This window comes from Stenotrophomonas sp. TWI377, from assembly GCF_039674525.1.
Taxonomy (GTDB): domain Bacteria; phylum Pseudomonadota; class Gammaproteobacteria; order Xanthomonadales; family Xanthomonadaceae; genus Stenotrophomonas.
This window is the reverse complement of the sequence record NZ_JBDJNT010000017.1, coordinates 70124-95703: the sequence shown is the minus strand read 5'-3', so window position 1 is coordinate 95703 and position 25580 is coordinate 70124. Positions and strand designations below refer to the sequence as shown.

At 64.9% G+C, this 25580-nt stretch carries 24 protein-coding genes and 1 pseudogene; 19 read left to right on the top strand and 6 right to left on the bottom strand.

Annotation, left to right across the window (positions count from 1 at the left end; translation table 11 throughout):
• The first annotated feature begins 1 nt into the window (after position 1).
• The 8 genes from ABE546_RS14620 to ABE546_RS14585 all read left to right on the top strand — a co-directional run bounded on the left by ABE546_RS14620 (position 2) and on the right by ABE546_RS14585 (position 8321).
• Entirely contained in the window at positions 2–1282 is a 1281-nt protein-coding gene (locus ABE546_RS14620) for an FAD-dependent oxidoreductase (RefSeq protein WP_346464239.1), read from the top strand.
• Positions 1279–2046, top strand: a complete 768-nt coding sequence (locus ABE546_RS14615) for a DUF1365 domain-containing protein (protein ID WP_346464237.1) — start codon at positions 1279–1281, stop codon at positions 2044–2046. Before ABE546_RS14620 ends, ABE546_RS14615 begins: the two co-directional genes overlap by 4 nt.
• The gene (locus tag ABE546_RS14610; RefSeq protein ID WP_346464235.1) at positions 2043–3299 is read left to right on the top strand and encodes a cyclopropane-fatty-acyl-phospholipid synthase family protein; all 1257 of its coding nucleotides are present in this window, start codon (positions 2043–2045) and stop codon (positions 3297–3299) included. Before ABE546_RS14615 ends, ABE546_RS14610 begins: the two co-directional genes overlap by 4 nt.
• A gap of 1 nt (position 3300) precedes the next feature.
• The gene (locus ABE546_RS14605) at positions 3301–3858 is read left to right on the top strand and encodes a DUF2878 domain-containing protein (protein WP_346464233.1); all 558 of its coding nucleotides are present in this window, start codon (positions 3301–3303) and stop codon (positions 3856–3858) included.
• Complete coding sequence (locus ABE546_RS14600; protein WP_346464231.1) at positions 3855–4652, top strand: DUF1295 domain-containing protein; 798 nt, start codon at positions 3855–3857, stop codon at positions 4650–4652. The genes ABE546_RS14605 and ABE546_RS14600 overlap by 4 nt, the downstream gene beginning before the upstream one ends.
• A complete protein-coding gene (locus ABE546_RS14595) occupies positions 4649–5722 on the top strand; it encodes a class I SAM-dependent methyltransferase (protein ID WP_346464229.1) in 1074 nt (357 codons plus the stop codon). Before ABE546_RS14600 ends, ABE546_RS14595 begins: the two co-directional genes overlap by 4 nt.
• Before the next feature lie 28 nt (positions 5723–5750).
• The gene (locus tag ABE546_RS14590) at positions 5751–6287 is read left to right on the top strand and encodes a lipocalin family protein (protein ID WP_313208876.1); all 537 of its coding nucleotides are present in this window, start codon (positions 5751–5753) and stop codon (positions 6285–6287) included.
• 144 nt (positions 6288–6431) lie between these two features.
• Complete coding sequence (locus ABE546_RS14585; protein WP_346464227.1) at positions 6432–8321, top strand: RpoH suppressor; 1890 nt, start codon at positions 6432–6434, stop codon at positions 8319–8321.
• Positions 8322–8475: 154 nt separating this feature from the next.
• Here the strand turns inward: ABE546_RS14585 and ABE546_RS14580 are convergent, their stop codons facing one another.
• Positions 8476–9846 carry a short-chain fatty acyl-CoA regulator family protein gene (locus tag ABE546_RS14580; protein ID WP_313219896.1) on the bottom strand — a complete coding sequence of 457 codons (1371 nt, stop codon included), beginning with the start codon at positions 9844–9846 and terminating at the stop codon, positions 8476–8478.
• A 111-nt stretch (positions 9847–9957) separates the two neighbouring features.
• Here ABE546_RS14580 and ABE546_RS14575 point away from each other — a divergent pair, with 111 nt between their 5' ends.
• Genes ABE546_RS14575 through mmsB form a run of 5 tightly spaced genes read left to right on the top strand, consistent with a single transcriptional unit; the run spans position 9958 to position 15508 of the window.
• Positions 9958–11463: a CoA-acylating methylmalonate-semialdehyde dehydrogenase gene (locus ABE546_RS14575; protein WP_346464226.1), complete on the top strand. Its 1506-nt coding sequence runs from the start codon at positions 9958–9960 to the stop codon at positions 11461–11463.
• 25 nt (positions 11464–11488) lie between these two features.
• Positions 11489–12655 carry an acyl-CoA dehydrogenase family protein gene (locus ABE546_RS14570; protein ID WP_346464224.1) on the top strand — a complete coding sequence of 389 codons (1167 nt, stop codon included), beginning with the start codon at positions 11489–11491 and terminating at the stop codon, positions 12653–12655.
• Complete coding sequence (locus tag ABE546_RS14565; protein WP_346464223.1) at positions 12652–13449, top strand: enoyl-CoA hydratase; 798 nt, start codon at positions 12652–12654, stop codon at positions 13447–13449. The genes ABE546_RS14570 and ABE546_RS14565 overlap by 4 nt, the downstream gene beginning before the upstream one ends.
• On the top strand, positions 13446–14621 hold the full coding sequence (locus tag ABE546_RS14560; protein ID WP_346464221.1) for an enoyl-CoA hydratase/isomerase family protein: 1176 nt from the start codon (positions 13446–13448) through the stop codon (positions 14619–14621). Before ABE546_RS14565 ends, ABE546_RS14560 begins: the two co-directional genes overlap by 4 nt.
• Positions 14618–15508, top strand: a complete 891-nt coding sequence (mmsB, locus tag ABE546_RS14555; protein ID WP_070474377.1) for a 3-hydroxyisobutyrate dehydrogenase — start codon at positions 14618–14620, stop codon at positions 15506–15508. Before ABE546_RS14560 ends, mmsB begins: the two co-directional genes overlap by 4 nt.
• Positions 15509–15700: 192 nt before the next feature.
• Here the strand turns inward: mmsB and ABE546_RS14550 are convergent, their stop codons facing one another.
• Together ABE546_RS14550 and ABE546_RS14545 are read right to left on the bottom strand one after the other, a co-directional pair.
• Positions 15701–16483 (bottom strand): hypothetical protein, encoded by a 783-nt coding sequence (locus ABE546_RS14550; RefSeq protein WP_346464219.1) that lies wholly within the window; start codon positions 16481–16483, stop codon positions 15701–15703.
• 86 nt (positions 16484–16569) lie between these two features.
• Positions 16570–16995 carry an organic hydroperoxide resistance protein gene (locus tag ABE546_RS14545; protein WP_346464218.1) on the bottom strand — a complete coding sequence of 142 codons (426 nt, stop codon included), beginning with the start codon at positions 16993–16995 and terminating at the stop codon, positions 16570–16572.
• A 110-nt stretch (positions 16996–17105) separates the two neighbouring features.
• On the opposite strand from ABE546_RS14545, the gene ABE546_RS14540 reads away from it, so the two are divergent.
• Entirely contained in the window at positions 17106–17942 is an 837-nt protein-coding gene (locus ABE546_RS14540) for an AraC family transcriptional regulator (RefSeq protein ID WP_346464216.1), read from the top strand.
• Positions 17943–17963: 21 nt separating this feature from the next.
• Here the strand turns inward: ABE546_RS14540 and ABE546_RS14535 are convergent, their stop codons facing one another.
• On the bottom strand, positions 17964–18920 hold the full coding sequence (locus tag ABE546_RS14535; RefSeq protein WP_313219902.1) for a cation transporter: 957 nt from the start codon (positions 18918–18920) through the stop codon (positions 17964–17966).
• A 320-nt stretch (positions 18921–19240) separates the two neighbouring features.
• Between ABE546_RS14535 and ABE546_RS14530 the strand changes: the two genes are divergently transcribed.
• The 3 genes from ABE546_RS14530 to ABE546_RS14520 all read left to right on the top strand — a co-directional run bounded on the left by ABE546_RS14530 (position 19241) and on the right by ABE546_RS14520 (position 20288).
• Positions 19241–19495: a transposase gene (locus ABE546_RS14530; protein WP_313219903.1), complete on the top strand. Its 255-nt coding sequence runs from the start codon at positions 19241–19243 to the stop codon at positions 19493–19495.
• Positions 19496–19534: 39 nt separating this feature from the next.
• Positions 19535–19837: a hypothetical protein gene (locus tag ABE546_RS14525; RefSeq protein ID WP_346464214.1), complete on the top strand. Its 303-nt coding sequence runs from the start codon at positions 19535–19537 to the stop codon at positions 19835–19837.
• A 223-nt stretch (positions 19838–20060) separates the two neighbouring features.
• The gene (locus tag ABE546_RS14520) at positions 20061–20288 is read left to right on the top strand and encodes an integrase core domain-containing protein (RefSeq protein WP_346464212.1); all 228 of its coding nucleotides are present in this window, start codon (positions 20061–20063) and stop codon (positions 20286–20288) included.
• 1001 nt (positions 20289–21289) lie between these two features.
• Here the strand turns inward: ABE546_RS14520 and ABE546_RS14515 are convergent.
• A complete protein-coding gene (locus ABE546_RS14515; protein WP_313208865.1) occupies positions 21290–21991 on the bottom strand; it encodes a hypothetical protein in 702 nt (233 codons plus the stop codon).
• A 585-nt stretch (positions 21992–22576) separates the two neighbouring features.
• Between ABE546_RS14515 and ABE546_RS14510 the strand changes: the two are divergent.
• Positions 22577–23091 (top strand): annotated as a pseudogene (locus ABE546_RS14510) (transposase); the annotation flags it as partial.
• A gap of 260 nt (positions 23092–23351) precedes the next feature.
• On the opposite strand, the gene ABE546_RS14505 reads toward ABE546_RS14510, so the two are convergent.
• A complete protein-coding gene (locus tag ABE546_RS14505) occupies positions 23352–24164 on the bottom strand; it encodes a site-specific integrase (RefSeq protein ID WP_346464210.1) in 813 nt (270 codons plus the stop codon).
• Between the two features lie 239 nt (positions 24165–24403).
• Here ABE546_RS14505 and dusA point away from each other — a divergent pair, with 239 nt between their 5' ends.
• Complete coding sequence (dusA, locus tag ABE546_RS14500; protein ID WP_346464209.1) at positions 24404–25399, top strand: tRNA dihydrouridine(20/20a) synthase DusA; 996 nt, start codon at positions 24404–24406, stop codon at positions 25397–25399.
• Positions 25400–25580 lie beyond the last annotated feature (181 nt).

Genomic DNA, 25580 nt, shown 5'->3' with positions numbered 1-25580 from the left:
CATGCGGATCGCCGTGATCGGATCGGGCATCGCTGGCCTCTCCAGTGCGTGGTGGCTGAGCCAGCAGCACGAAGTGACCCTGTTCGAGGCCAATGACTATCTGGGTGGCCACACCCACACGCACGAGGTGGAGGTCGATGGCCGCACGCAGGCGGTGGACACCGGCTTCATCGTGTTCAACCCCGCCCACTACCCCTTGCTGACCGGCCTGTTCGATGAGCTGGGTGTGGCTTCGCAGCCGACCACGATGAGCTTTTCGGTGCACAGCGAGCGCAGTGGGCTGGAGTACAACGCGACCTCGCTGGACACCCTGTTCTGCCAGCGCCGCAATCTGGTGTCGCCACGCTTCTGGGGCATGCTGCGCGACCTGCGCCGGTTCTACCGCGAGGCACCGGCGCTGCTGGACAGCGACGATGAAGGCCCCTCGTTGGGCGACTTCCTGGCCAAGGGCCGTTACGGCCGCACTTTCATCGACGAACATCTGCTGCCGATGGCCTCGGCGCTGTGGTCGTCGCCCACGGCCAGCCTGGCCGCCTTCCCGGCGCGCTACCTCGTGCAGTTCATGGCCAACCACCAGATGCTGCAGATGACCGGCCGCGCGCCGTGGCGCGTGGTCCAAGGCGGCTCGGCGCGATATGTCGAGGCGCTGCGCAGCCGCTGGCAGGTGCGCGAGCGGCTGGAGTGCCCGGTGTTCGGCGTGGAGCGCCACGAGCATGGCGTGCGCGTACACAGCGCTGCCGGGCTGGAAGGCTTCGACCAGCTGGTGCTGGCCTGCCACAGCGACCAGGCGCTGGCCCTGCTGTCCGATGCCGATCTCACCGAGCGCGCGGTGCTGGGCGCGATCCGCTACCAGCCCAACGAGGTGGTGCTGCATACCGATGCCAGCCTGCTGCCGCGCGACCGCAAGGCCTGGGCCGCCTGGAACGCGCATGTGCCGCGCGATCCGCTGGCACCGTGCACGGTCAGCTACTGCATGAACCTGCTGCAGGGCATCGACACGCCCACGCCCCTGGTGGTCACCCTCAACCGCAGCGAGGCCATCGATCCATCCACCGTGCTGCGCCGCCTGCAGTACGCCCACCCGGTGCACGATCACGCGATGGTGCGTGCCCAGCAGCGCTGGGCCGAAATCCAGGGCCATCGTCGCACCTGGTTCGCGGGTGCGTACTGGGGCTGGGGCTTCCACGAAGATGGCATCCGCAGTGCCCGCCGCGTGGTCGATGCATTGCAGGCGTTGGATGCCGAATCCTACTGGCCGCTGGCCGAGGCACTTCCGGCATGAGCGCCAGTGCGATCTATCGCGGCTGGATGCGCCATCGGCGACACGCGCCGCATACGCACGCGTTCGGCTATCCGATCGCGCAGCTGCTGCTGGATCTGGATGAACTGCCGCGCCTGTTCGAGCGGCGCTGGCTGTGGTCGGTGGGCCGCCGCAACGTGGTCGAGTTCCGCCGCAGCGACTATCTCGGCGCGCCGGATCAACCGCTGGCCGATGCCGTGCGCGCACGCATCACCGAGGCCTTGGGCCGCGCGCCGGCCGGGCCGATCCGTCTGCTCACGCATCCGCGCTACGCCGGCCATGTGTTCAATCCGGTGAGCTTCTACTACTGCTACGCCGCCGACGGCACCACGCTGGACAGCATCGTGGCGGAGATCACCAACACGCCGTGGAAGGAGCGCCACGCCTACGTACTGCCGGTGGCGCAGGCCGATGCCCAGGGCCGCGCGCTGTGCTGGTCCTTCGACAAGCAGTTCCACGTCTCCCCCTTCATGCAGATGGACTGCGAGTACCGCTGGCGCTTCACCGCGCCGGGCGATGACCTGCACGTGCACATGCAGGTGTGGCGAGAGGGCGTGTGCCAGTTCGATGCCGATCTGGTGATGCAGCGCCATCCACTCACCGGTCGTGGCCTGGCGGGCGTGCTGCTGCGTTACCCGCTGATGACCCTCAAGGTGGTGGCCGCGATCCACTGGCAGGCGCTGCGCCTGTGGCTCAAGCGCAACCCCGTCCACGACCATCCTTCGCTTGCCGGAAAATCCCCATGAACGACATGACCCGTGCGGTGGCCGTGCCGCAACCGTCCACCCTCGAAGGGTTCCTGCGCGGGCGCCTGCTGGCCCAGCTGGCACCGCTGCGAGGTGGGCATCTACGGCTGCGCGATGCCGTGGGCGATGTGGTGATCGGCGATCCGGACACCACGCCCCAGGTGACGGTCTGGGTGGACGACCCCGGTTTCTACCGCGCGGTGGCCGCGCAGGGCAGCGTCGGTGCAGGCGAGGCCTATATCCGCGGTGACTGGCGCTGCGATGACCTCGTCGCGCTGGTGCAGCTGCTGGTGCGCAACCGGGATCTGCTCGATGGCATGGAGCGTGGCCCGGCGCGCATCGGCGGCTGGCTGCTCAAGGGCTGGAACCGGCTGCGTCGCAACACGCGCGAGGGCAGTCGCCGTAACATCGCTGCGCATTACGACCTGGGCAATCCGTTCTTCTCGCTGTTCCTGTCGCCGGACCTGATGTACTCCTCGGCGCTGTATGCCAGCCCGCAAGACACGCTGGAGGCGGCGTCCGAGCGCAAGCTGGCCCGCATCTGCGAGCAGCTCCAGCTCACCGCGTCTGATCGCGTGGTCGAGATCGGCACCGGCTGGGGCGGCTTCGCGCTGTACGCGGCCCGCCATATCGGCTGCCACGTCACCACCACCACCATCTCGGTGGAGCAGTACACGCTGGCCAAGCAGCGGGTCGAGGCGGCCGGGCTGCAGGACAAGGTCACCCTGCTGCTCAAGGATTACCGCGATCTGGACGGGCAGTACGACAAGCTCGTTTCCATCGAGATGATCGAGGCGATCGGCGCGCAGTACCTGGACACCTACTTCGCCACGCTTACCCGTCTGCTCAAGGATGACGGTCTGGCGCTGCTGCAGGCCATCACCATCGAAGACCAGCGTTACGAGCAGGCGCGGCGCAGCGTCGATTACATCAAGCGCTTCGTGTTCCCCGGCAGCTTCATCCCCTCGATCAACGCCATCGTCGCCGCCAAGACCCGCAGCAGTGATCTGCAGCTGATCGGCCAGCACGATTTCGGCCCGTCGTACGCGCTGACGTTGCGCGCGTGGCGCCAGCGCTTCATGGCCCAGCTGCCGGCCGTGCGCGCGCAGGGCTTCGATGCGGGCTTCATCCGAATGTGGGAGTTCTACCTGGCGTATTGCGAAGGTGGCTTCCTGGAGCGCTCCATCGGCGTTTCGCACCTGTTGATGGCGCGTCCGGGGTACCGGCCCGCGCTGATTGCCGGGGAGGGCTGAAGTGCTGCGTTTCTGGGCCAACGTGATCGGCAACCAGCTGGTCTGGCTGTGCGCCGTGATCGGCGCCGGTCATGGCCTCCGCTGGCCCGCACTGGTGGCGGCGGCCGTGTACGTGGGCAGTCAGCTGGCGCAGTCGGCGCAACCATCGGTGGAGTTGAAACTGATGCTGGTCGCGATCGGCTGCGGCTTGGTCGTTGACGGACTGGCTGGCGCCTCCGGCTGGGTGCTGTACGCGGCTGGCAATGATTCTGCGTGGATCGCCCCGGTCTGGATCCTCGCGCTGTGGGCCGCGTTCGCGATGACGCTCACGGTGTCATTCGCGGTGCTGCAACGGCATCTGGTGGTTGCCGCGATGGTCGGTCTGCTGCTGGCGCCGCTGGCGTACCTGTCCGCCGCACGCGGCTGGTCGTCGGTGGTGTTTGCCGCACCGCAGTGGCAGGGCGTGCTGCTGCTCGGCCTCGGCTGGGCGATCGCACTGCCGGTGCTTGCGGCATGTGCCCGTCATTGGCAGACCCGCGCGCTACCCCTGGCCACATTCGCTCCGGGAGACACACGATGAAGATGCTGTGGGTGGTGTGGCTGTATGCCGCCGTGATCATGACCTGGGGCTGGTGGTGGCAGCGCCGGCACCAGAACATCGGCGTGGTCGATGTGCTCTGGGCCAAGGGGGTGGGCGTGTCTGCCCTGTTGCTGGCCCTGCTCGGCGATGGCGCGGCGATGCCGCGGATCGCGATGGCGGTGCTGGGCGGGCTGTGGGGCTCACGTCTGGCGCTGCACTTGTGGCACCGCGTGCGCAGCGAGCCAGAGGACGGCCGCTACCAGCATCTGCGCAAGCACTGGAACGGCCACCAGGGAAAGATCTTCGGCTTCTTCCAGTTCCAGGCAGTGCTGATCGTGCTGTTCGCACTGCCGTTCGTGGCGGTCTCGGTGAATCCGGCACCCCAGGGTTGGGGCTGGCTGATCGCCGCGGTGGCGATGTGGCTGCTGAGCGTGGGCGGCGAATCGCTGGCCGACCGTCAGCTGGCGCGCTTCCGCGCCGATCCGGCCAACAAGGGCAAGACCTGCCGCGACGGACTGTGGCGCTACTCGCGGCATCCCAACTATTTCTTCGAATGGCTGCACTGGTTCACCTACGTGTTGCTGGCCGTGCAGTCGCCGTTGTGGTGGCTGGCCTGGTCCGGCCCGCTGGTGATGTACGTGTTCCTGCGTTGGGTCAGTGGGATTCCCTTCACCGAGGCGCAGGCACTGCGCTCGCGTGGTGAGGATTACCGCGAGTACCAACGCACCACGCCGATGCTGTTTCCGTGGTTTCCCTCCCGTTCGTCGCCTGCCCGCAAGGAATCTTCCCCATGAATGTTGCCAGTGACCGTCTTCCGCTGCCGGACTACGCACCGGGCCTGACCGGCCTGGCCGAACGCGGGTTGCTGCCCGATGCGCTGTTGCGGCTGGGGATCCGCCGCCAGTGCGAGCAGCGCCTGCGCGAAGAGCTTGCCGGCGGCCAGCAGGTCCAGTCGCAGCGCTTCGCTGCGCGGATTGCCGGGCTGACCAGCAGCGCGGTGGCGTTGCACGTGGATGCGGCCAATCGCCAGCACTACGAAGTGCCGGCCGAGTTCTTCCACCGCTGCCTCGGCAAGCGCCTGAAGTACAGCAGCTGCTACTACGCCACGGGCACTGAAACCCTGGACGAGGCCGAAGAGGCGATGCTCGCGCTGTACGGTGAGCGCGCGCAGCTGGCCGATGGGCAGCATATTCTTGAGCTGGGCTGCGGCTGGGGTTCGCTGACGCTGTGGATGGCCGAGCGCTATCCGAACGCGCAGATCACCGCCGTCTCCAACTCCAACAGCCAGCGCGAGTACATCCTGGGGCAGTGTCGTGCACGTGGCCTGATCAACGTCACCGTGCTGACCCGTGACGTGAATCACCTGACGCTCGATGCCGAGACCTTCGACCGCTGCGTCTCGATCGAGATGTTCGAGCACATGCGCAACTACCCGCAGCTGCTGCAGCGCATCCACGCGTGGCTGCGGCCGGAAGGCAAGCTGTTCGTGCACATCTTCGTGCACCGCACGCTGATGTACCCGTTCGAAACCGAGGGCGACGACAACTGGATGGGTCGCCACTTCTTCACCGGTGGCCTGATGCCTGCCGCCGACACCCTGCTGTTCTTCCAGCAGCATCTGCAGCTGCAGCAGCGCTGGCTGCTGGATGGCACCCACTACGAGCGCACCGCCAACCACTGGCTGGCCAACCAGGACCGCGAGAAAGAGGCGGTGATGGCTGTGCTGCGCCAGACCTACGGCGATGCCTCGGCCGCGTTGTGGCACCAGCGCTGGCGCATGTTCTGGATGGCCTGCGCAGAGCTGTTCGGCTACCAGCAGGGCCAGCAGTGGCAGGTGGCCCACTACCTGTTCAACCGTCCGTGATCACCCCACGTTCCTGGAGGAAGCCGTCATGTCCATCCGTGCTCTCGTTCCCCTGCTGGTTGTCGGCATGATGCTCGGCGGCTGCAGCGGCAACACCCGTCCGATCCCGCCCGTGGCGCATGTGGACGTGCCGCGCTTCATGGGCGACTGGTACGTGATCGCGCATATCCCCAGCCGACCCGAGCGTGAGGCGTTCGATGCCGTGGAGTCCTACGCACTGCGTCCGGACGGCCGCATCCAGACCACCTTCCGTTATCGCAAGGGCAGCTTCCAGGCACCGATCAAGACCATGCACCCGGTCGGGACGGTCAAGGAAGGCACCGGCGGCGCGATCTGGGGCATGCAGTTCATCTGGCCGATCCAGGCCGAGTACGTGATCGTGGACCTGGATCCGGAGTACAAGCAGACCATCGTGGGTCGCAGCAAGCGCGACTACATGTGGCTGATGGCGCGCACCCCGACCATCTCCGATGCCGACTATCAAGCGGCCATGACCCGCATCGCCGCGCTCGGTTACGACCTGTCCCAGGTGCGGCGCGTGCCGCAGTCCGGCAACGCTGAATAAGCGGTTCCGTGCCGCGCTTCTCAGGCCCTGAGAAGCGCGCAGGCGATACTGTCGGCATCGATCTTCCGGGTGCCTGCCTCGTGGTGGGTACCGCTGGGGACGGTGCGTGGATCGGCCACGCACGGGCGGACAGAGGACGGCAACGTGGCGGACAAGTACTGCGATCTGGTCATGAAGGGCGGCATCACCAGCGGCATCGTGTATCCCAACGCGGTGCTGTCGCTGGCCCGTGAGTACCGCTTCAAGAGTATCGGCGGTACCTCGGCCGGCGCCATTGCCGCCGCCGTGGCCGCCGCGGCCGCGTTGGGCGATCGGCGTCGCCAGGCCGGGGAGCCGCTAGCGGCGGCGGTGGGCTTTCCGGGGCTGGCCGACGTGTCCGCGCAGCTGTCCCGGCAGGGCTTCATCCACAGCCTGTTCCAACCGGCGTATGGCGCGCGTACCGCGTATCGCCTGCTGGTGATGCTCACCGGCAAGGCGGGCCTGCTGCGCAAGGTCGCCTGTCTGCTCGCCGCGGTATTCGCCATCGCGCCGGTGGAGCTGCTGGTCTCACTGGCCGGCCTGCTCGGGATCGGTTATCTGGCAGGGGGCATCGACGGCATCTGGGCAACGTTGCTGCCCTCGCTGCTGTGCGCCTACGGGGCCGGTGTACTGGCCTCGGCGCTGCGCGTTGCCCGCGTCGCCCGCCGCAACCTGCTCGGCCTGTGCAATGGCAGCACCCAGCCGAACGCCTCCTCGCCGGCGTTGACGGATTGGCTGCACACCCAGCTGCAGGCCTTGGCCGGCAAGCCGCATGACCAGCCATTGACCTTCGGCGATCTGCACACGGCGCCACGCTATCCCGGCGAGCCCAGCGGCGCGCATGCGATCACGCTGCAGATGATCACCACCTGCGTGTCGCACAGTGAGCCGCGCACGTTGCCGTTCAACGCGGCGCACTTCTGGTTCCTGCGCGAGGAATTCGCGCAGCTGTTTCCGGCCAGCGTGGTCGAGTGGCTGATGGCACGGGCGGGCCCTCCGCAACAGGTCGATGGGCGCGACTACTACCGCCTGGTTGATGGCGAGGATCTGCCGGTGCTGGTCGCCACGCGGATAAGCCTGAGCTTCCCGCTGCTGATCAGCGCGGTACCGCTGCATGAGCCGACCCGTCGCGAACGCCGCTGTGAGCCGGTGGCCGATGCCGAACCCCGGCGCGACAACACCAACGTCGCCGACAGCATGGAAGGGCTCACCAGCGGTGGCCAGAACTGCGGCCCGGTGATCACCGCGTTCCGTGTGTGCTGGTTCTCCGATGGCGGCATCAGCAGCAACTTCCCGATCCACCTGTTCGACGCCGCGTTGCCGCGCTGGCCGACCTTCGGCATCAATCTGGTCTACGCGCAGCCTGCCGACGCCGTGAGCGTGGTGGCTGAGGGCGACGCGCATGCGCGCGCGGAGCAGGCCGTGTTCCTGCCCACCGAGAACCGCCATGGCTGGCAACGCACCTACCACGCCATCGCGCAGCCGATGGCCGCGGCGGAGATGTCCGGTTTCCTGTTTTCGATCGTATCGACCATGCAGAACTGGCGTGATGTGCTGCAGGCCCGCGCGCCGGGCTACCGCGACCGCATCGTGCATGTCGCGCTGGAGGGCGACGAGGGCGGCATGAACCTGGACATGCCGCAGGCCGTGCTCAGCCGCATCGCCGACAAGGGCAGCATCGCCGGGGAGCGCTTCTGCGATTTCTCCTTTGCCAACCACTACTGGATCCGCTGGCGCAATCTGGCCTCGGCCTACCAGCGCTACACGCTGGATGTGGCACGCACCGATGACCCCGCACAACGCGTGGCGGCATACGAAGCGGCGTATCAAAGTGTGGCCACCGGCATGCCGGTGCCGCCGTCCTACCGATTGAGTTCGGAAGACAAACGGCGCGAATCGCAGCAGCTGTGGCGGCACATGGTCGAGCAGGGCCAGACCTGGGAAGACCTCGGGCCGGACCTCACCGACGGCGCACCGCGTCCGCTGCCGCAGATGAAGGTCACGCCGATCTACTGAGTCGGCGATGGACCGCATCCCGATCCGACCTGCCCGCCGTTGGTCGGCTTCCCGTTAAACGTCACATGACCGGTAGAGCCGACCGTTGGTCGGCAGCTCTTCGCAACGGTGCCAACACTCGCGGCATCGGACGCAAGTCGACCAACGGTCGACGCTACCCGCGTCCCGGCAGCTGCGGGAACGCGCGCTGCATGCAATCCTCGCGCGGGCACACCCGGCAGCCCGGGCCGATCGAGACCGAGTTGCCCGGGCTCTGGATATCCAGCCCACGTGTGTAGATCAGCCGTTCGGCATGCTGCAGGTCGCAGCCCAGCGCCACTGCGAAGGTCTTGCGCGGTTGCCCGTGCCCGATAGGCCCACTGCTGACCTGCCGCGCCAGCCAGAAGTGGCGGCGTCCGTCAGGCATGCGCGCGGTCTGGGTCAGTACGCGCCCCGGTTGGTTGAAGGCTTCGTACACGATCCACAGCGGGCACGAGCCGCCCACCTGTGAGAAGTGGAAATCGGTGGCCGAATGCCGTTTGGAGACATTGCCGGCGCGGTCCACACGGATGAAGAAGAACGGCAGGCCGGGCGCGCTGCGTCGCGCCAGCGTGCTCAAGCGATGGCAGACCGCCTCGAAGCCCACGCCGAAGCGATGGGCGAGCGCATCGATGTCGTATGCGCTGTGCTCGGCGGCGCGCAGGAACTGCGCATACGGCATCACCAGCGCACCGGCGAAGTAGTTGGACATGCCGATCCGCGCCTGCGCGATCTGCTCCGCTTCGCCGAAGCCCGCGCGGGCGATCACCGCATCGATCTGCGCCGCATAGCCCAGCAACGCCAGCTCGGCGGCCATCTGGAATGCCTGCTGGCCCGGCTCCAGATAGTCGGGCAGCCACAAGGTGCGGCTGCCGCCGTCGTAGACGCGCTTCTCGCGCCCGGCCTGCAGCGGCCCCACTTCCACCAGCACGCCATGGCGGTCGGCCAGCAGCTGGCGCAGGCGCGGCGCCACGTGCCCGGCCACCAGCCCCCATTCGCCGAACAGCTGCTCGGCCAGGTCATCCAGCTCGGGGATGTGGTTGTGCATGCGGTTGAAGAAATCGCGGACCTGATCGCCCGCGGGCAACGCCTGCCCGGCGTGCACATCACCCAGCTGGAACTCCAGCGCGGCGGCATGCTCGCGCAGCATCAGGTGGCGGCGGTGCAGGTCGAGCAGGGCACGGCTGATCTGCGGCAGGTTGCCCGCCATCGCGCGCAGTTCGGTGCTGCTGACATCGGCCAGGCCCAGGTCGCGCAGGGTCTCGCCCAGCGATTCCTGCAGCGCGCCGGGGTCATCGACCTCGAACAGCTCGCTGACGTCGCCCAGTACGGCACGCAGCTTGCCCTGCACCGCCGGGGTCAGCGGCCGCTTGTTGCGCTCGATCTGGTTCAGGTAGCTGGCCGACAGCCCCAGCGCCCTGGCCAGGGCAAGCTGGCTGTAGCCGCGCTGCTCGCGCAGCTTGAGCAGGCGCAGGCCGATCTGGCGTTGGACGGGCTGGCTATTCACAGAATTCACAAGAATCGTAGCGGGCATTGGCCAGATTAAGCGCATACAGGCCGGAAATCGAGGGTGGCACTGTGAATAATGCCAACAACTTTCGACCCGCCGGGATTGTCCATGACTGTTGCAGCGCCCCGTATCCGCATGTTGATCGATGGCCAGTTCATCGAATCGACCAGCTCGCATTGGCAGAACGTGGTCAATCCGGCCACCCAGGACGTCCTGGCCCAGGTCCCGTTCGCCACCCCCAGCGAAGTCGACGCCGCCGTCGCCTCGGCCAAGGAAGCGTTCAAGACCTGGCGCAGGACCCCGATCGGCACCCGCGCGCGCATCTTCCTGAAGTACCAGCAGCTGATCCGCGAGAACATGAGCGAGCTGGCCCACATCCTCAGCGCCGAGCAGGGCAAGACCGTGCCGGATGCCGAGGGCGATGTGTTCCGTGGCCTGGAAGTGGTCGAGCACGCTGCCGCGATCGGCAACCTGCAGCTCGGTGAGCTGGCCAACAACGTGGCCAACGGCGTGGACACCTACACCCTGCTGCAGCCGCTCGGCGTCTGCGCGGGCATCACCCCGTTCAACTTCCCGGCGATGATTCCGCTGTGGATGTTCCCGATGGCCATCGCCACCGGCAACACCTTCATCCTCAAGCCGTCCGAGCAGGACCCGATGGTCACCATGCGCCTGGTCGAACTGGCGCTGGAAGCGGGTATCCCCAAGGGCGTGCTGAACGTCGTGCACGGCGGCGAAGAGGTGGTCAACGCGATCTGCGACCACCCGGATATCAAGGCCGTTTCGTTCGTCGGTTCCACCCGCGTCGGCACCCATGTGTACAACCGCGCCTCGCTGGCCGGCAAGCGCGTGCAGTGCATGATGGGCGCCAAGAACCACGCCGTGGTGCTGCCGGATGCGAACAAGGAACAGAGCCTCAACGCGATGGTCGGTGCCGCCTTCGGTGCGGCCGGCCAGCGCTGCATGGCCGCCTCCACCCTGGTGCTGGTCGGCGAAGCACGCGAGTGGGTGCCGGACCTGGTGGCCAAGGCCAAGACGCTGAAGGTCAGCGGCGGCAGTGTCGCCGGTACCGACGTCGGTCCGGTGATCTCCTGCGCCGCGCGTGAGCGTGTCGAAGGCCTGATCGCCTCGGGCGTGGAGCAGGGCGCCAAGCTGGTGCTCGATGGCCGCAACCCGCAGGTCGATGGCTTCGAGAAGGGCAACTTCGTTGGTCCGACCATCTTCGCCGGCGTGACGCCGGGGATGCGCGTGTACGACGAGGAAATCTTCGGGCCGGTGCTGGTGATCCTGGAAGCGGACACCCTGGAAGATGCCATCGCACTGATCAACGCCAACCCCAACGGCAACGGCACCGCGCTGTTCACCCAGTCCGGCGCGGCCGCCCGCAAGTTCCAGGAAGACATCGACGTCGGCCAGGTCGGCATCAACGTGCCGATCCCGGTGCCGGTGCCGCTGTTCTCGTTCACCGGCTCGCGTGCCTCCAAGCTCGGCGACCTGGGCCCGTACGGCAAGCAGGTGGTGATGTTCTACACCCAGACCAAGACCATCACCTCGCGCTGGTTCGATGACGAGACGCTGGGTCATGGCGTCAACACCACCATCAGCCTGAAGTAAGCAACAGCAACAACGGAGTTCGACCATGAGCCACTCGATGACGACGGAACTCGACGAAGCGCAGCAGGCCTATAGAGAGGCAGCGCGTGACTTCGCCCAGGCCGAACTGGCGCCGCACGCCGCGCGATGGGATGCGGAGGGCATCTTTCCGCGCGAGGCGATCGCCAAGGCAGGGGAACTCGGGTTCTGTGGTTTGTACATGGATCCCGAGGTCGGTGGCAGCGGCTTGAGCCGTCTGGACGCCGCCGTCGTCATCGAGGAGCTCGCCAATGTGGATCCGTCCACGGCGGCCTATGTCAGCATCCACAACATGGCGTCGTGGATGGTGGCCAAGTGGGGCCAGGAGAGCCTGCGTGCCGCGTGGGGTGCAGACCTCTCGTCCGGCACCAAGCTGGCCTCGTATTGCCTGACCGAACCGGGTGCCGGCTCGGACGCGGCCTCGCTGAAAACCAGCGCGGTGCGTGACGGCGACGATTACGTACTCAATGGCTCCAAGGCCTTCATCTCCGGCGCCGGTGCCACCGAACTGCTGGTGGTGATGGCGCGTACGGGTGGCCCGGGCGCGGGCGGCATCAGCGCGATCGCGGTGCCGGCCGATTTGCCGGGCATCAGCTACGGCCGCAAGGAAGAGAAGATGGGCTGGAACAGCCAGCCGACCCGTGGCATCACGTTCGAGAACGTGCGCGTGCCGGTCAGCCATCTGCTCGGCGAGGAGGGCAGCGGTTTCAAGCTGGCCATGAAGGGCCTGGACGGCGGCCGCATCAACATCGCCGCCTGTTCGCTGGGCGCTGCCCAGGGTGCACTGGATGCCGCCCGCCGCTACATGGGCGAGCGCCGCCAGTTCGGCAAGGCGCTGTCGGAATTCCAGGCGCTGCAGTTCAAGCTGGCCGACATGGCCACCCAGCTGGTCGCCGCCCGGCAGATGGTGCACACCGCGGCGCGCAAGCTCGACGCCGGTGCCAGCGATGCCAACGTGTGGTGCGCGATGGCCAAGCGCTTCGCCACCGACGCCGGCTTCAACATCTGCAACGACGCGCTGCAGATCCACGGCGGCTACGGCTATATCCGCGAATACCCGATTGAACGGTTGCTGCGCGATTCGCGCGTGCACCAGATCCTGGAGGGCACCAACGAGATCATGCGTGTGATCGTGGCCCGCCACCTGCTCAACACTGAAGAGGAACTGCGATGATGGAGTGGCGCCAGCATGATCATGTCGGCCTGAAGGTCGAGGCCGATGGCCACGTCGCGGTCATCACCCTCAACAATCCGCCGGCGCATACCTGGACCGTGCACAGCCTGTCCGCGCTGCGCGATCTGGTCGACGCACTCAATGCAGACCGCGATATCTACGCGCTGGTGATCACCGGCGATGGCGAGAAGTTCTTCTCCGCCGGTGCCGACCTGAAGCAGTTCGCCTCCGGCGACAAGGCCGCCGCACGCGAAGCTGCACGTCGCTTCGGCGAGGCGTTCGAAGCCCTGTCCGGGTTCCGTGGTGTCTCCATCGCGGCAATCAACGGCTACGCGATGGGTGGCGGCCTGGAATGCGCGCTGGCCTGCGACCTGCGCATCATCGAAGAACACGCCCAGGTGGCATTGCCGGAGGCCACCGTCGGCCTGCTGCCGTGCGCCGGCGGCACCCAGAACCTGCCGCGTCTGGTTGGCGAAGGCTGGGCCAAGCGCATGATCCTGCTCGGCGAGCGCATCGATGCGGATACCGCACTGCGTATCGGCCTGGTCGAAGAAAAGGTGGGCAAGGGCGAAGCCAAGGCACTGGCGCTGGCATGGGCGCACAAGGCCGGCAAGCAGAGCCCGACCAGCATCGCCGCGTGCAAGACGCTGGTGCAGGCCACCCGCACCGGTACCCACGCCTCGGCGCTGGTCGCCGAACGCGAGGCCTTCGTCGATCTGTTCGACAGCGCCGACCAGGCCGAAGGCGTGAACGCCTTTCTGGAAAAGCGCGCTGCGCAATGGAAGAACGCATGAGCACCGCCGTCGCCCAGGACGAGGCACCGGTGCTGTTCGAAGAGCGCACCGCCGGTAATGGAACGCGCATCGGCATCGCCACGCTCAACGCCGCCCGCACCCTCAACGGGTTCTCGCTGCCGATGGCGCACCTGCTGCGCGAGCGGCTGGAGGCCTGGGCGCTCGATGATGGCATCGCGCTGGTCGTGCTGCAGGGCGCGGGCGAAAAAGCGTTCTGCGCCGGCGGCGACCTGCACAGCCTGTACCGCAGCATGGTCGACTACCGCGAGAGCGGGAAGACCGACATACGCGACAACGCCTACGCCGCCGAATTCTTCGACGTCGAGTACCGCGTCGACTATGCGATCCACACCTATCCCAAGCCGATCCTGTGCTGGGGCCATGGCATCGTCATGGGCGGCGGCATCGGCCTGATGTCCGGGGCCAGCCACCGCGTGGTCAGCGAGCGCTCCAAGCTGGCGTTCCCGGAGATCACCGTGGGCCTGTTCCCCGACGTGGGCGGCAGCTGGCTACTGCCGCGCGTACCGGGCAAGGGCGGCCTGTTCCTGGCCCTGACCGGTGCGCCGCTCAACGCCGGCGATGCGATCTATGCCGGCCTGGCCGATATCCACATCGCCGAGGCACAGCGCGAGACCGTGTCCAATGCGCTGGCGGACGTGCACTGGAGCCGCGAGGCCAAGCGCAACCACGAACAGTTGACTGCGCTGCTGCAGCAGCACGCCAGCGATGCGGCCACCGGCCCGTTGCTGCGCAATGCCGCCACCGTGGATGCGCTGTGCGCCGGTGACGACGTCGGCGCGATCGTCGAGGCGATCCTTGCCCTGGAGACCGAGGACGCCTGGTTGAAGACCGCGCAGGCCACGCTCGCCGCCGGTGCGCCCGGCTCGGCGCGGCTCGCGTTCGAGCTGCAGCGCCTGGCCGAGGGCGCCTCGTTGGCCGAGGTCTACCGCATCGAGTACATCGCAGCACTGCATGCGGCCGCCCACGGCGATTTCGCCGAAGGCATCCGCGCGCTGCTGATCGACAAGGACCGCACCCCGAAGTGGCAGCCGCGCACGCTGGCGGACGCCACGGCCGAGTGGGCCCGCACCTTCTTCGTTTCGCCGTGGTCCGATGCCGCGCATCCGCTGGCCGACCTCGGTGCCACCGTCCCTGAAAGGAGCCACGCATGAGCCGTATTGCATTCATCGGGTTGGGCAACATGGGTGGCCCGATGGCCGCCAACCTGGCCAAAGCCGGTCACGCCGTGCGCGTGTTCGATCTGGTGCCGGCTGCCGTGCAGGCCGCCGTCGATGCCGGCGCCACCGCCGCCAGTTCCGCGCTGGATACGCTGACCGACGCCGAGATCGTCATCTCGATGCTGCCCGCCAGCCGCCACGTGGAAGGCGTTTACCTCGGTGATGATGGCCTGCTGGGTGATATCCCGGGTGGCGCGCTGATCATCGATTGCAGCACCATCGCCCCGGCTACCGCCCGCAAGGTCGCTGAAGCGGCCGCGGCGCGTGGCCTGCAGATGCTGGATGCCCCGGTGTCCGGCGGTACCGCGGGTGCCCAGGCCGGCACGCTGACCTTCATCGTCGGTGGCGAAGCCGAGGCACTGGAGCGGGCGCGCCCGCTGCTGCAGGCGATGGGCAAGAACATCTTCCATGTCGGCGCCAGCGGTGCCGGCCAGGTGGCCAAGCTGTGCAACAACATGGCGCTGGGCGTGATCATGGCGGTGACCGGTGAATCGATCGCGCTGGGCGTCGCGCACGGGCTGGACCCGAAGGTGCTCTCGCAGATGATGGCGGTCAGCACCGGCCGCAGCTGGGCCACCGAAGTGTGCAACCCGTGGCCCGGCGTGCTCGAAAACGCCCCGGCCTCGCGCGGCTACAGCGGCGGTTTCGGCAGCGATTTGATGCTCAAGGACATGGGCTTGGCGGTGGAAGCAGCGATGAGTGTCGGTGCCTCGATCCCGCTGGGCGAGCTGGCCCGCAACCTGTATTCGATGAATCACCAGGCCGGTCGCGGCAAGCTGGATTTCTCCAGCGTGGTGCAGCTGATCACGCACGACAAGTAACGGGTAGTGCCGGCCGCTGGCCGGCAACTTCACTATCGAAACCGACGACATCCGGCTTCACCGGTAGGCAACGACCGTTGGTCGTTGCAACGGAACAAGATGCATCCCATGGGTACGCCCACGGGATCCACCGCGGTGGGATGGGCGGTTGCCAGACGGTTGCGTCAGGCAGCCGCCCATTTTTTTTTCGGGTCACTCGGCCGTCGCCGGCGCGCCCGGCAAGTCCCGGCAGCGTGCCTGCATATGCTCGCCACCGGGTGTGCCGGCACGGATCTCCCCGTCCTGCAACCACCCGTAGATTTCGCGCCGCACGCGATACGCCGCATCGGCTGACTCGACCACGTCTGTATTGTCGCTGGCGAGCGGGGCACCCGGCAGCGCAGCCTCCGGGATCCTGCCCAGGACCGCCAGCTGCGTGCACAGACCGGCGTAGTAGGCCGTGCGCTCGTCAACTGCACCGCGATCACCCGCGGCGAAGCCCAGGGCGTGGAAGGTTTCATGCGCGACCAGGTCCACGAGGTTGGCCTCGGTCCGCGCGCGCGATTCGTACACGCGCATGGCCAAGGTCAGATGCGGCACGCGGAAGCGCAGCGATCGGGTGCGCAGGTTCAGGCGCGTTCCGTGGGGCACGAGCAGTGCCGTATAGGCCGCGCGTCGCTCGGGATACCACTGCTGCGCGTGGCGTGCAGCGGCATCGATCAGGGCGCAGGCATCGGTAGCCGGCAGGGTCGCCGGCGGATAGGCCGCGATCCGGATGCGGGTTGCCGCGTCAGGGCAGGCGTAGGTCTCTGGCAGCCCGGGTGCAGCCGTGCCGGGCAGATACAGATCGGTCACCACGTGCACGAACCCGGCGCCGCGGAAGAGAGACAGCGCGTTCATCCCGTTCGAGGCGATCGCCTCGGGTGGCGCGATGGGAGCGGTAGCACAGCCCCCCAGAAAACCGCTGAGCAACAGCGCGGCCAGAATCCTGTGCATGTCCGTTTGCCAGTGAGGATCGTCTGGCCAGTCTACGGTGGCGACGGGGATGTGTGCCCGTCGCCACGGCAGGTCATGCGGGGGGATCAGACCACCGTCAGCGTCACGTCGATGTTGCCGCGGGTCGCGTTGGAATACGGGCACACGATGTGCGCCTTCTGCACCAGCGCTTCGACCTGCTCGCGCGGCAGGCCCGGAACCGAGATTTCCAGCGCCACTTCGATGCCGAAGCCGGTCGGGATCTGGCCGATGCCGACCTTGCCGGTGATCGCAGTCTCGGCCGGCAGAGCGACCTTGGCCTGGCCGGCCACGTACTTCAGCGCGCCCAGGAAGCAGGCCGAGTAGCCCGCGGCGAACAGCTGCTCCGGGTTGGTGCCCGGGCCGCCCGCACCGCCCAGCTCGCGCGGGGTGGAGAGCTGGATGTCCAGCACGTTGTCGGAAGAGACGGCGCGGCCGTCGCGGCCGCCGTTGGCAGTGGCCTGGGCGGTATACAGAACGTTGGCAATGGACATGGGAATCTCCTGCGGAGTGAAAAAGGTGGGCCAGATGGCAGGTGTACTGTGCGCGCCCGCATCGTACTTGTGGCAACATTTCGTCCAGAAAACTTGATCTGGAGTCCGCCATGGTCGACCGACTGCAATCCCTGCTGGACCGTTTCGCGGTGTCTGCCGAGGTCTTCCACGCGGGCGCGCTGTGCGGCATCAACGATCTGCCAGCCGACGGCGAGCGCGGTCAACTGCACCTGATCCGCGAGGGCGATGTACGCGTCGAGCACCCGGATGGCAGCACGCTGCAGATCACCACGCCCAGCGTGCTGCTGTACCCGCGCCCGCTCGCGCACCGCTTCGTCACCGATGCCACGCGGGGCGCGGATTTCGCGTGCGCCAACCTGCAGTTCGAAGGGGGCGCCAACAACCCGGTCGCCGCTGCGCTGCCGCCGATCGTGTGCCTGCCGCTGGAGGGCTTGTACGGCGGCCAGCCGGTGCTGTCACTGCTGTTCGAAGAAGCCTTCGCGCAGCGCTGCGGCCGCCAGGCGCTGCTGGATCGTCTGTTTGAAGTGGTGCTGATCCAGATCCTGCGCGCGCTGATGGAGAGTGGCCAGATCCGCGTCGGCCTGCTCGCCGGCATGGCCCATCCGCGCCTGCGTCACGCGCTGGTGGCGATGCATGAAGCGCCCGCCGACGAGTGGACACTGGAGTCGCTTGCGCAGCGCGCCGGCATGTCACGCAGCGCCTTCGCCGACAGCTTCCGCGACACCATCGGCAGTACGCCCGGTCATTACCTGCAGGGCTGGCGCACCCGCCTGGTGCAGCAGGCGCTGCGCCGCGGCCATCCGCTCAAGCGCATCGCCATCGACGTGGGCTACGGCAGCGAAGCAGCGTTGTCGCGCGCGTTCAAGGCGCAGACAGGGCAGTCGCCGCGGCAGTGGAAACAGGGCAGTGTGGCCACCGAACGATAACGCGATGCACGCCGACGTCGCTCAGATCGCCCACTCCCGATCCGTCGTGAACATGATCGTCAGCCAGCGGTCCGGCGACTCCTCACCCAGCGCTTCGCCGATCTCATCGCGCAGGCGATCCCATTCGATCAGCGCCCGCGGTGGATCATCGGCGCGCACCACGAAGAACAGCTCGATCTGCTCACCGCGCCCGACCTTGGCCACGTAGCTGCGGTATTCCAGGAAACCGTGCCTGGCCACGATATCGCGCGCCACCTCGTCCACGTGGGTCTGCAGATCCAGCGGGGTGATCAGCAGGATGTCCGACAACGCCTGGCGCACCGTGCCCATCGGCGCCACCACCACGAACAGGCAGACCACCAGCAGGATCGCCGGATCGATGTACGGCACCAGCCACGCCCACTGCGTGCCACCCAGCACATAGCCGCCGACGAAGGCGACCAGATACGCCGCCGACATGCTCGCCGCGACCACCCAGTTCTTCGCATCGAGCGCGATGAAGTCCGAGCCGATCGTCCGGTTCGCGCGGCGTACGAACAGTGCCAGGCCGGTTTCGGCCACGATCGAGATCACCGCGAACAGGATCGCCGGCCCCAACGCGATCTCGCGTCCGCCGGACATCAGTGCGTCCACCGCATTGACCGCTGCGTACAGGGCGGCACCGATCATCAACGTGCCGCTGACCCCGAGCACGATCGGCTCCAGGTGCCAGAAGCCCATGGTGAAGCGCTGGTTCAAGCGCGACTGCAGGGTATCCACGTGGGTCGACAGGCTGATCAGGCGCACCACCAGCAGCGACAGCCAGGTCATCACCACGTCGATCAGGCCGTAGATGCCGTCGAAGATGATCAGCGAGGAGTTGGCGAGCAGGCCAAAGGCCACCGCTGCGGCGGCCATCGCCAGCGATGCGGCGATCGACAGGCGCAGGACGCCTTGTTCGGTGGTGGGGTCGAAACTGGGCAGGCGGAGTGCGGACATGGATGCTTCGAAGGGACGTGCGTAGCTGCATTTTCCACTGACGATGTTGCAGGCGTCTGGTTCGGCTACATGAGAGCATGGAGGTGGGACAGAGGTGCATTTACTGGGTGCCACATTAGCATCGCAATATCCAGGTGCGTCCAAGCAGCTTGGGATTCCAGCCTGGCCTTCGGAGAAAGGAAGCGTTCACCACCATGGTCGTTGTAAACATCCTCCCACAATTGTCGAGATGCGGTGCGAATCATGGTTTGCTAGTTTGACATCTCTGTAATGACCCAGTGATCTACTACTTAGGCGTTACTTTCACCGAGCAGACGATGATGAGCGAAGTGATGGATGAAGAAATCAAGCGTTGGACGGCCCGCCGCAGCTCGGCCCTGGTCCTTGAGATCATCCGGGGCCAGTCGTCGGTTGGACCTGACCCGGGCCGAGATCGAGAGTTGGGTAGAGATGGCAAGCGCGGCGTGGAGAATGCCCTGCGCACCAAGCTCGAAGACGTGCGCGATCAGTCCCAGTGCCAGCTTAAAGACCTGCAGGGAGCCAACGGCGAGCCGATGCTGGAGATCCGCGCCTGAAAAAAGGCGAGTCTCCCTGTTGGGAAAGGACTAGAGCTGATGCTCTCGCTCCAGCAGGGACTGCAAGACGTACGCGTTTCGGTGCCGATGACCATGCTGTGCCATTGGTTCGGCGTGGCGTGTCGCACGACGTATTACAAGCCGACCGGGTCGCCAGCGAAGGTCAAACCTGAGCTGCCCGAGCCGAGAAAGCAGATGAACGAGGCGGAGCCATCGTTTGGACATCGCACCGTCGCAGCGCTTCTTGGCATGAATAAGAACACCGCACAGCGGATACTCCAGCTCAAGGGCTGGCAGGTCCGTAAGCGCGCACTTGGCGAGCGACTGCGGATCGAGGCGTAGGTCTATGGTGCTGAGCGTCCGGACCAACGCTGGGCCACGGATCTGTGACGCGTGTGGGGCGGCGCGGATGCCTGGCTCAGCCTGGCGCTGGTGATCGACTGCAGCACGCACCAGTTGCTCGGCTGGCACCTATCTCGCGCCGGAAGGAAGCACTGCATCAGCCGCTCTGGGGCAGGAGCTGATCACCCGTTTTGGCCCGCTGGGAGGCGTGCCGGATCCATTCTTGCTGCGCTCCGATAACGGCCCAGCCTTCGCCAGCCGCGACTACACGCGCTTGGCGAGCAGCTACGGCCTGAAGCAGGTATTCATCACACCGGATTGCCCGCAGAAGAACGGTATGGTGGAGCGGGTGGTCGGAACGCTGAAGGGACGGTGCGTGCGTCGGCATGTCTTCGAGAGCCGGATCCATGCCATGCTGGTGATTGCTGAATGGATTGCCTTCTACAACTAACAGCGACCTGACCAGGCACTGAAGATGATGATCCCGGATGCGGCCTTTGCCGCTACATTAATCGCATGACCTGAGTAGAAAAGGGTCATTACATATGCGTTGATAGCTGAGGAACTCCCGCTTGAGTGCACCTTGACCCTGAATACATAGGGCCTAGTCGATTTATTGCGCGAAATCCGTATGCATTGATCCTCCGGCAGTCTACATTTAGGTAATTGAAAATCTGCTCCGGGGACCACCATTGACCCACGTTCGGTCGTCACGACGAGCTCCTTGCGGCCGATAAACGTACTTTGCCGGAGACTAATTATCTCTCGCCCTTGAGCATTCGAGATTTTTCCATCCAAGTGATCCTGGTAGATTGGGAGGACTATCTCCCGAAGCCCAACGTCCGCGAAACCCTCATGTCATCGATCCCAGAAAATATGTAAGAAATACGCCGCTTGTGCTAGGTGATTTTCTTGCGTGTCTTCATGCTCTAAGCACTATAATTCGCCGCGACGCCAAAGCTTCTGGTGCCGAGCAACATGAATTGTGAATCGTCACGCGCCAACCGTAACTTCGCCATTGCACTTAAGGTGGCATCCGCCACTAATAGGCCCTGAGCCGCCCCCGCTGCCGCCGGTGCCGCCGCCTGCACCCCCTCCCGGTGGGGTAGTATTCTGTTGCCTGTACTTTACACCCTCGTAATTATCCGTCTCCGTTTTTTGATAGTCCACGCAGCCAGTCCCGTTGCAAACAACAATCACATCGCCAGCAATAAGGCGCGGGCCATTAGTGATTGGGTTTTTCCCAGTGATACCTTGTTCAAAGGATTTTAAAAAGACTTTGGTCGTTGCGTCAGGGTCCGGTCGGCCCAAGTGGCAAGACGAACATGTAACAGGGCCAAATCTATCTGTCCCTGTAGCGGTGGCATAATTCCATAGTGAACCTGCTCCAAGAAGCGCTAATAGTGCAATTGAAAGTTTTGTTCTGAATTTCAAGTACTACTCCCCACATCATTATTGATGGATCGCATTTGCCCACTGCTCAGCCTGCTGCCTTTGCGTTGGGTTCAAGGAATTTTTCAGTGGCTCATAGGCCTCTTGAAAACCGGGAATTGGAGATGCCTTTTGCGCGGCGAGAGCATACGCAAGCTCAGCTGTCGGATTCTTGTCAACTAAAGTGCCGGCGGAATATGCTATCGATAAGCTCAGCATGGCGTCTTGACTTCCAAGCGAGACTGCTTGTTCCAGATAGCTTCGCGATCTTTCTTGCCATCTTCGAACAGACTCTGGATCTCTAAGATACTGCTGCTTACCCTGAGGAAGGGTGTAGGATGGATTTAATGAGTACAATATCATTGCCTCTACACCGCCTTGATCCGCCGCACTGGTTAGCCAGTCTGCATCCGCAATAGATGGGTCAGTAAGAAGTCCTTCGCATTCTGACAGCTGGCGGTAATCATCTTCGTCCTGACTGATTGCGTTTGAGCTATTGGCGTAGGTTCTTTTGCAGTCGAGTGTCGCCAAGAATATCTGGAAGGTTGCTACTGCGTCGCCTTCCTGAGACGCTCGAATAAGCGAATGTACATAACTCAATGCGTCACCGTCAGGACGTAATGGCCCTGTGCGCACAATGCTGAAGCTTTTTTTTCCTAGTGGAATGACTAGTTTGGGATCAATTTTCTTTCTGGCTACCAGGTCTGATACGTGTTGGGACACTGGTCGAGGGATGTCGGAAGGATTCTCAGTCGTCTCTAAGGGGCCAGGTGGGTGTAAGGTACTGCTGGCTGGCCTGAATATGATCCAAGAGGTAGCGGCCACCGCAGCGAGTGACGCAGCGAGGAGTGATACGGATAGCCAAGCTTTCATTAGGTTCAAATGTTAGATGCGCAAGGGGTCGTGAGTCCGGCTGTTATGCTTGTGAGACGGATTTATAGATTTGGCTCCGGCAAAGCTAGTCGCCTTTGATAGTTAAGAATGCGTCAGCTCAGAATCAGCACGGGTTTTGATAGTGGAATCTAAATCCAAATACAGGAGTGTTGAAATATTGCGGGAGCTGTCAATATTATTTTCGTTCGAGGAATCTAGATTAGCCGGGCTGGATGGTGTGCGCTGTAGGGTAATTCTGATTTTTGCTGTCGAAAGTCCTTAGGAATGCTCTGAATAAGTGCTCCGGTAGTGACGGCCGCTGGCCGGCAATCAGAGAGACGATGGCCGCACATTTTGAGTGACCTCCTCCCAATAATTTAGACCAGCCAGAACTAGAAAATTCGGCGACACTCAGGCCCAAGGAGGCCCGTCGCCATGAAGAAGTCGAAGTTCACCGAAGAGCAGATCGCGTTCGCCCTGAAACAAGCCGAGAGCGGCACGACGGTCGAAGAGATTTGCCGCAAAATGGGTATCAGCCAAGCTACGTTCTATGATTGGCGAAAAAAGTTCGGCGGGTTAGGCGTGCCCGAACTACGCCGGCTACGTCAGCTTGAGGAAGAGAACCGCAAGCTCAAGCAATTGGTCGCCGATTTGAGTCTGGACAAAGTCATGCTGCAGGATGTGCTCTCAAAAAAGCTCTGAGGCCCACGCAGCGCAAGACGCTCGTGGGCCACTTGGTCGACCGATATAGAGTTGGGGTTCGCCGGGCTTGCGAGGTCGTAAAGCAAGGCCGTTCGGCGTGGTATTACCAACCCCGTGAGAATGATGATGCGCCACTCCTTCTGCGGATCGAAGAGATCGCTGCCACGCGGGTCCGCTATGGTTTCTGGAGAATATTCGTGCTGTTGCGCCGGGAAGGTTGGAAGGCCAACCACAAGCGGGTCCGACGTCCCCTGAAAAACTGATGCAGGCTAAAGTAGAGACTTCGATCGCATTGGGCCCCGTGACATACGAGGATTCAGCTATGAAGCAGTTGTGTTTCAACGAGGAGCAGACTGCGTACGCACTGAAGCAGGCGGAGCTTCAGCGGAGTTCGAGCGTTTCGGGTCTGAGCTGCGTGCACCGTTTCAACTCGTTCCATGACTCACGGAGTATCACTGCCGCGACTTCGGGGATGTCCTAGCCTAGAACGAACAGCCGCGAGGTGGCCTCATGCCGCAGGTCGTGAAAACACAGGTCTTCGATCGCCAGCTTCGCGCAAGCGCGGGTGAACGCTGTTCCCACGGGATTGGAGTTGTAGGGAAAGATCGGGCTGTCCGCAAGCGGCTTGGGCTGGCGCCTTGGGATGTCCCCACGGTTGGCCCAGGAGCGGGAAGCGCTTGTGATTGCCCAACTTCTTGCGGGGGTCCTTAGCGTCGCGCAGCAGGGCGGTGCGGTTGGTCTGGCGGACATCGGACGACGGCAGCCGGGTGCTCTCGCTCTCGCGCTTCGCTGTCAGGACGGCGAAGTCGATGATGTCCACCATCGGTATGGTCGACCGCCATGCCGCCCTCCTGAAGTGCTCGCGCAGACAGTGCAGCTCGTCGGCTGTGGGCCGCCTGTCACGGCGCTGGGACTTTCCGACCTGCTGCAGCGGCCGAAGCACCGGCCGCGCCTCGGCCACGGGATCGCCGGCGAGCTTCACGCCCTTCATCGGGCCGGCCAGCTTCAGCAGCTCCGAGAGGATCCCCAGCTCTACGTTCATGGTTGCCGGCGCGGAGGCTGGGATAATCATGCCGTTGTCCATCATGTGATCGCCGCGGATTCGCCGGCGGGTGTGCTCGATCACATCGTTGGCCGTGAGCTTCCTGGCCACGATGTCTCCCAGACCCTCGTGGATTCTGGTCATATTGCCGGAGTGAGTCTTGGAGATGGCCCTGATGCTGGCCAGCTCGTTGATTCGCCAGTCGATCAATTCGCCGATGGTGATCTCTTCGCCGGGTGTACCGCCTCGGGCCTCCTGATCGGCCAGCTCGCGGTCCATGCGGTCCCCCAAACCTTCGCTGCCGTCTTGGTGGGGAAGGTACGGGTTTGGGTGGGGTGGCCTTTGCGGCGCACAATAGCGCGCCAGCGGCCGTCTCGATTTTGCAGGGTTGCCATGGTGTACCAGCTCCGATGTACCACGCCCTCCGTGGTACGCCAATGGCACAGCCAGTTAGGAAAATGCCGGAAAAGTGGTGCAGATTCGGGAAATAGTGAGAAGCCTATATGCTTGATAAGTCAATGAAAACTAAAGAAATCAAGGGTATTCGGCTCTGCGTCGCCCCCATGATGGACTGGACGGACCGCCATTGCCGGTACTTCCACCGGTTGCTGGCACCGGGCGCACGGCTGTACACCGAGATGGTGCACGCCAACGCGGTGATCCACGGCGACCGTGAGCGTCTGCTGGGCTTCGACGGCAGCGAGCATCCGCTCGCGCTGCAGCTCGGTGGCAGCGATCCGGCCCTGCTGGCCCAAGCCGCGCGCATCGCGCAGGAGTGGGGCTACGACGAGGTCAACCTCAACTGCGGCTGCCCCTCCGATCGGGTCCAGGCCGGGCGCTTCGGTGCCTGCCTGATGCGCGAGCCGGCCTTGGTGGCCGAGTGCGTGGGCGCGATGGTCGCCGCGGTGGACATCCCCGTCACGGTCAAGTGCCGCTTGGGCGTGGATGACGACAACGACTACGAAACCTTCCTGAACTTCGTCGATCAATCGGCCAACGCCGGCAGCGCGATGTTCGTGGTGCATGCCCGCAATGCGTGGCTGAAGGGCCTTTCGCCGAAGGAAAACCGCGAAGTGCCGCCGCTGCGCTACGACTGGGCGCACCGGCTCAAGGCCGACCGCCCTCAGTTGCAGATCGTCCTCAACGGCGGCCTGGCTACGGTCGAGGCCGCGCAGGCCCAGTTGCCGGCGCTGGATGGGGTGATGCTGGGCCGTGCGGCCTACCACGACCCCTACGTGCTGCATCAGCTGGAGTCCGCCCAGACCGGTGCCCCGCTGCAGTCACGCGAGGCGCTGCTGCGCGCCATGCAGCCCTACATCGAGGCCCAGCTGGCCCGTGGGCTGGCGCTCAAGCACATCACCCGCCACCTGCTGGGCCTGTTCCACGGCCAGCCGGGCGGGCGCGCCTTCCGCCAGATCCTGAGCGAAGGCTCGCACCGCGTCGGGGCCGACTGGAGCCTGATCGAGCAGGCGCTGGCGGTGACCCGTGCCCAAGCCGAGCGCGTCGCGGCGTGAGCCGCGTCACCTTGTCAGCTTGACAAGGACCCCGGTTTAGCCGCCAATGTTCACTTAGATGAACAAAGCGGGGAGGCAGGCGGAAAAGTTCAGACCGGATTCACTGGCTAAAACCAAGAATTCGCTAAAGATTCGTAAAGCGCCGGCCCAGGCTGGCGGTTGCCGATTCACAACTTTTGAA

Excerpts from the sequence above, each read along its gene's own strand:
- ABE546_RS14620 (WP_346464239.1), top strand. The coding sequence starts at position 2 with ATGCGGATCGCCGTGATCGGATCGGGCATCGCTGGCCTCTCCAGTGCG.
- ABE546_RS14615 (WP_346464237.1), top strand. The coding sequence starts at position 1,279 with ATGAGCGCCAGTGCGATCTATCGCGGCTGGATGCGCCATCGGCGACAC.
- ABE546_RS14610 (WP_346464235.1), top strand. The coding sequence starts at position 2,043 with ATGAACGACATGACCCGTGCGGTGGCCGTGCCGCAACCGTCCACCCTC.
- ABE546_RS14600 (WP_346464231.1), top strand. The coding sequence starts at position 3,855 with ATGAAGATGCTGTGGGTGGTGTGGCTGTATGCCGCCGTGATCATGACC.
- ABE546_RS14595 (WP_346464229.1), top strand. The coding sequence starts at position 4,649 with ATGAATGTTGCCAGTGACCGTCTTCCGCTGCCGGACTACGCACCGGGC.
- ABE546_RS14590 (WP_313208876.1), top strand. The coding sequence starts at position 5,751 with ATGTCCATCCGTGCTCTCGTTCCCCTGCTGGTTGTCGGCATGATGCTC.
- ABE546_RS14575 (WP_346464226.1), top strand. The coding sequence starts at position 9,958 with ATGACTGTTGCAGCGCCCCGTATCCGCATGTTGATCGATGGCCAGTTC.
- ABE546_RS14570 (WP_346464224.1), top strand. The coding sequence starts at position 11,489 with ATGAGCCACTCGATGACGACGGAACTCGACGAAGCGCAGCAGGCCTAT.
- ABE546_RS14565 (WP_346464223.1), top strand. The coding sequence starts at position 12,652 with ATGATGGAGTGGCGCCAGCATGATCATGTCGGCCTGAAGGTCGAGGCC.
- ABE546_RS14560 (WP_346464221.1), top strand. The coding sequence starts at position 13,446 with ATGAGCACCGCCGTCGCCCAGGACGAGGCACCGGTGCTGTTCGAAGAG.
- mmsB (WP_070474377.1), top strand. The coding sequence starts at position 14,618 with ATGAGCCGTATTGCATTCATCGGGTTGGGCAACATGGGTGGCCCGATG.
- ABE546_RS14550 (WP_346464219.1), bottom strand. The coding sequence starts at position 16,483 with ATGCACAGGATTCTGGCCGCGCTGTTGCTCAGCGGTTTTCTGGGGGGC.
- ABE546_RS14545 (WP_346464218.1), bottom strand. The coding sequence starts at position 16,995 with ATGTCCATTGCCAACGTTCTGTATACCGCCCAGGCCACTGCCAACGGC.
- ABE546_RS14540 (WP_346464216.1), top strand. The coding sequence starts at position 17,106 with ATGGTCGACCGACTGCAATCCCTGCTGGACCGTTTCGCGGTGTCTGCC.
- ABE546_RS14535 (WP_313219902.1), bottom strand. The coding sequence starts at position 18,920 with ATGTCCGCACTCCGCCTGCCCAGTTTCGACCCCACCACCGAACAAGGC.
- ABE546_RS14530 (WP_313219903.1), top strand. The coding sequence starts at position 19,241 with ATGAGCGAAGTGATGGATGAAGAAATCAAGCGTTGGACGGCCCGCCGC.
- ABE546_RS14525 (WP_346464214.1), top strand. The coding sequence starts at position 19,535 with ATGCTCTCGCTCCAGCAGGGACTGCAAGACGTACGCGTTTCGGTGCCG.
- ABE546_RS14505 (WP_346464210.1), bottom strand. The coding sequence starts at position 24,164 with ATGGACCGCGAGCTGGCCGATCAGGAGGCCCGAGGCGGTACACCCGGC.
- dusA (WP_346464209.1), top strand. The coding sequence starts at position 24,404 with ATGAAAACTAAAGAAATCAAGGGTATTCGGCTCTGCGTCGCCCCCATG.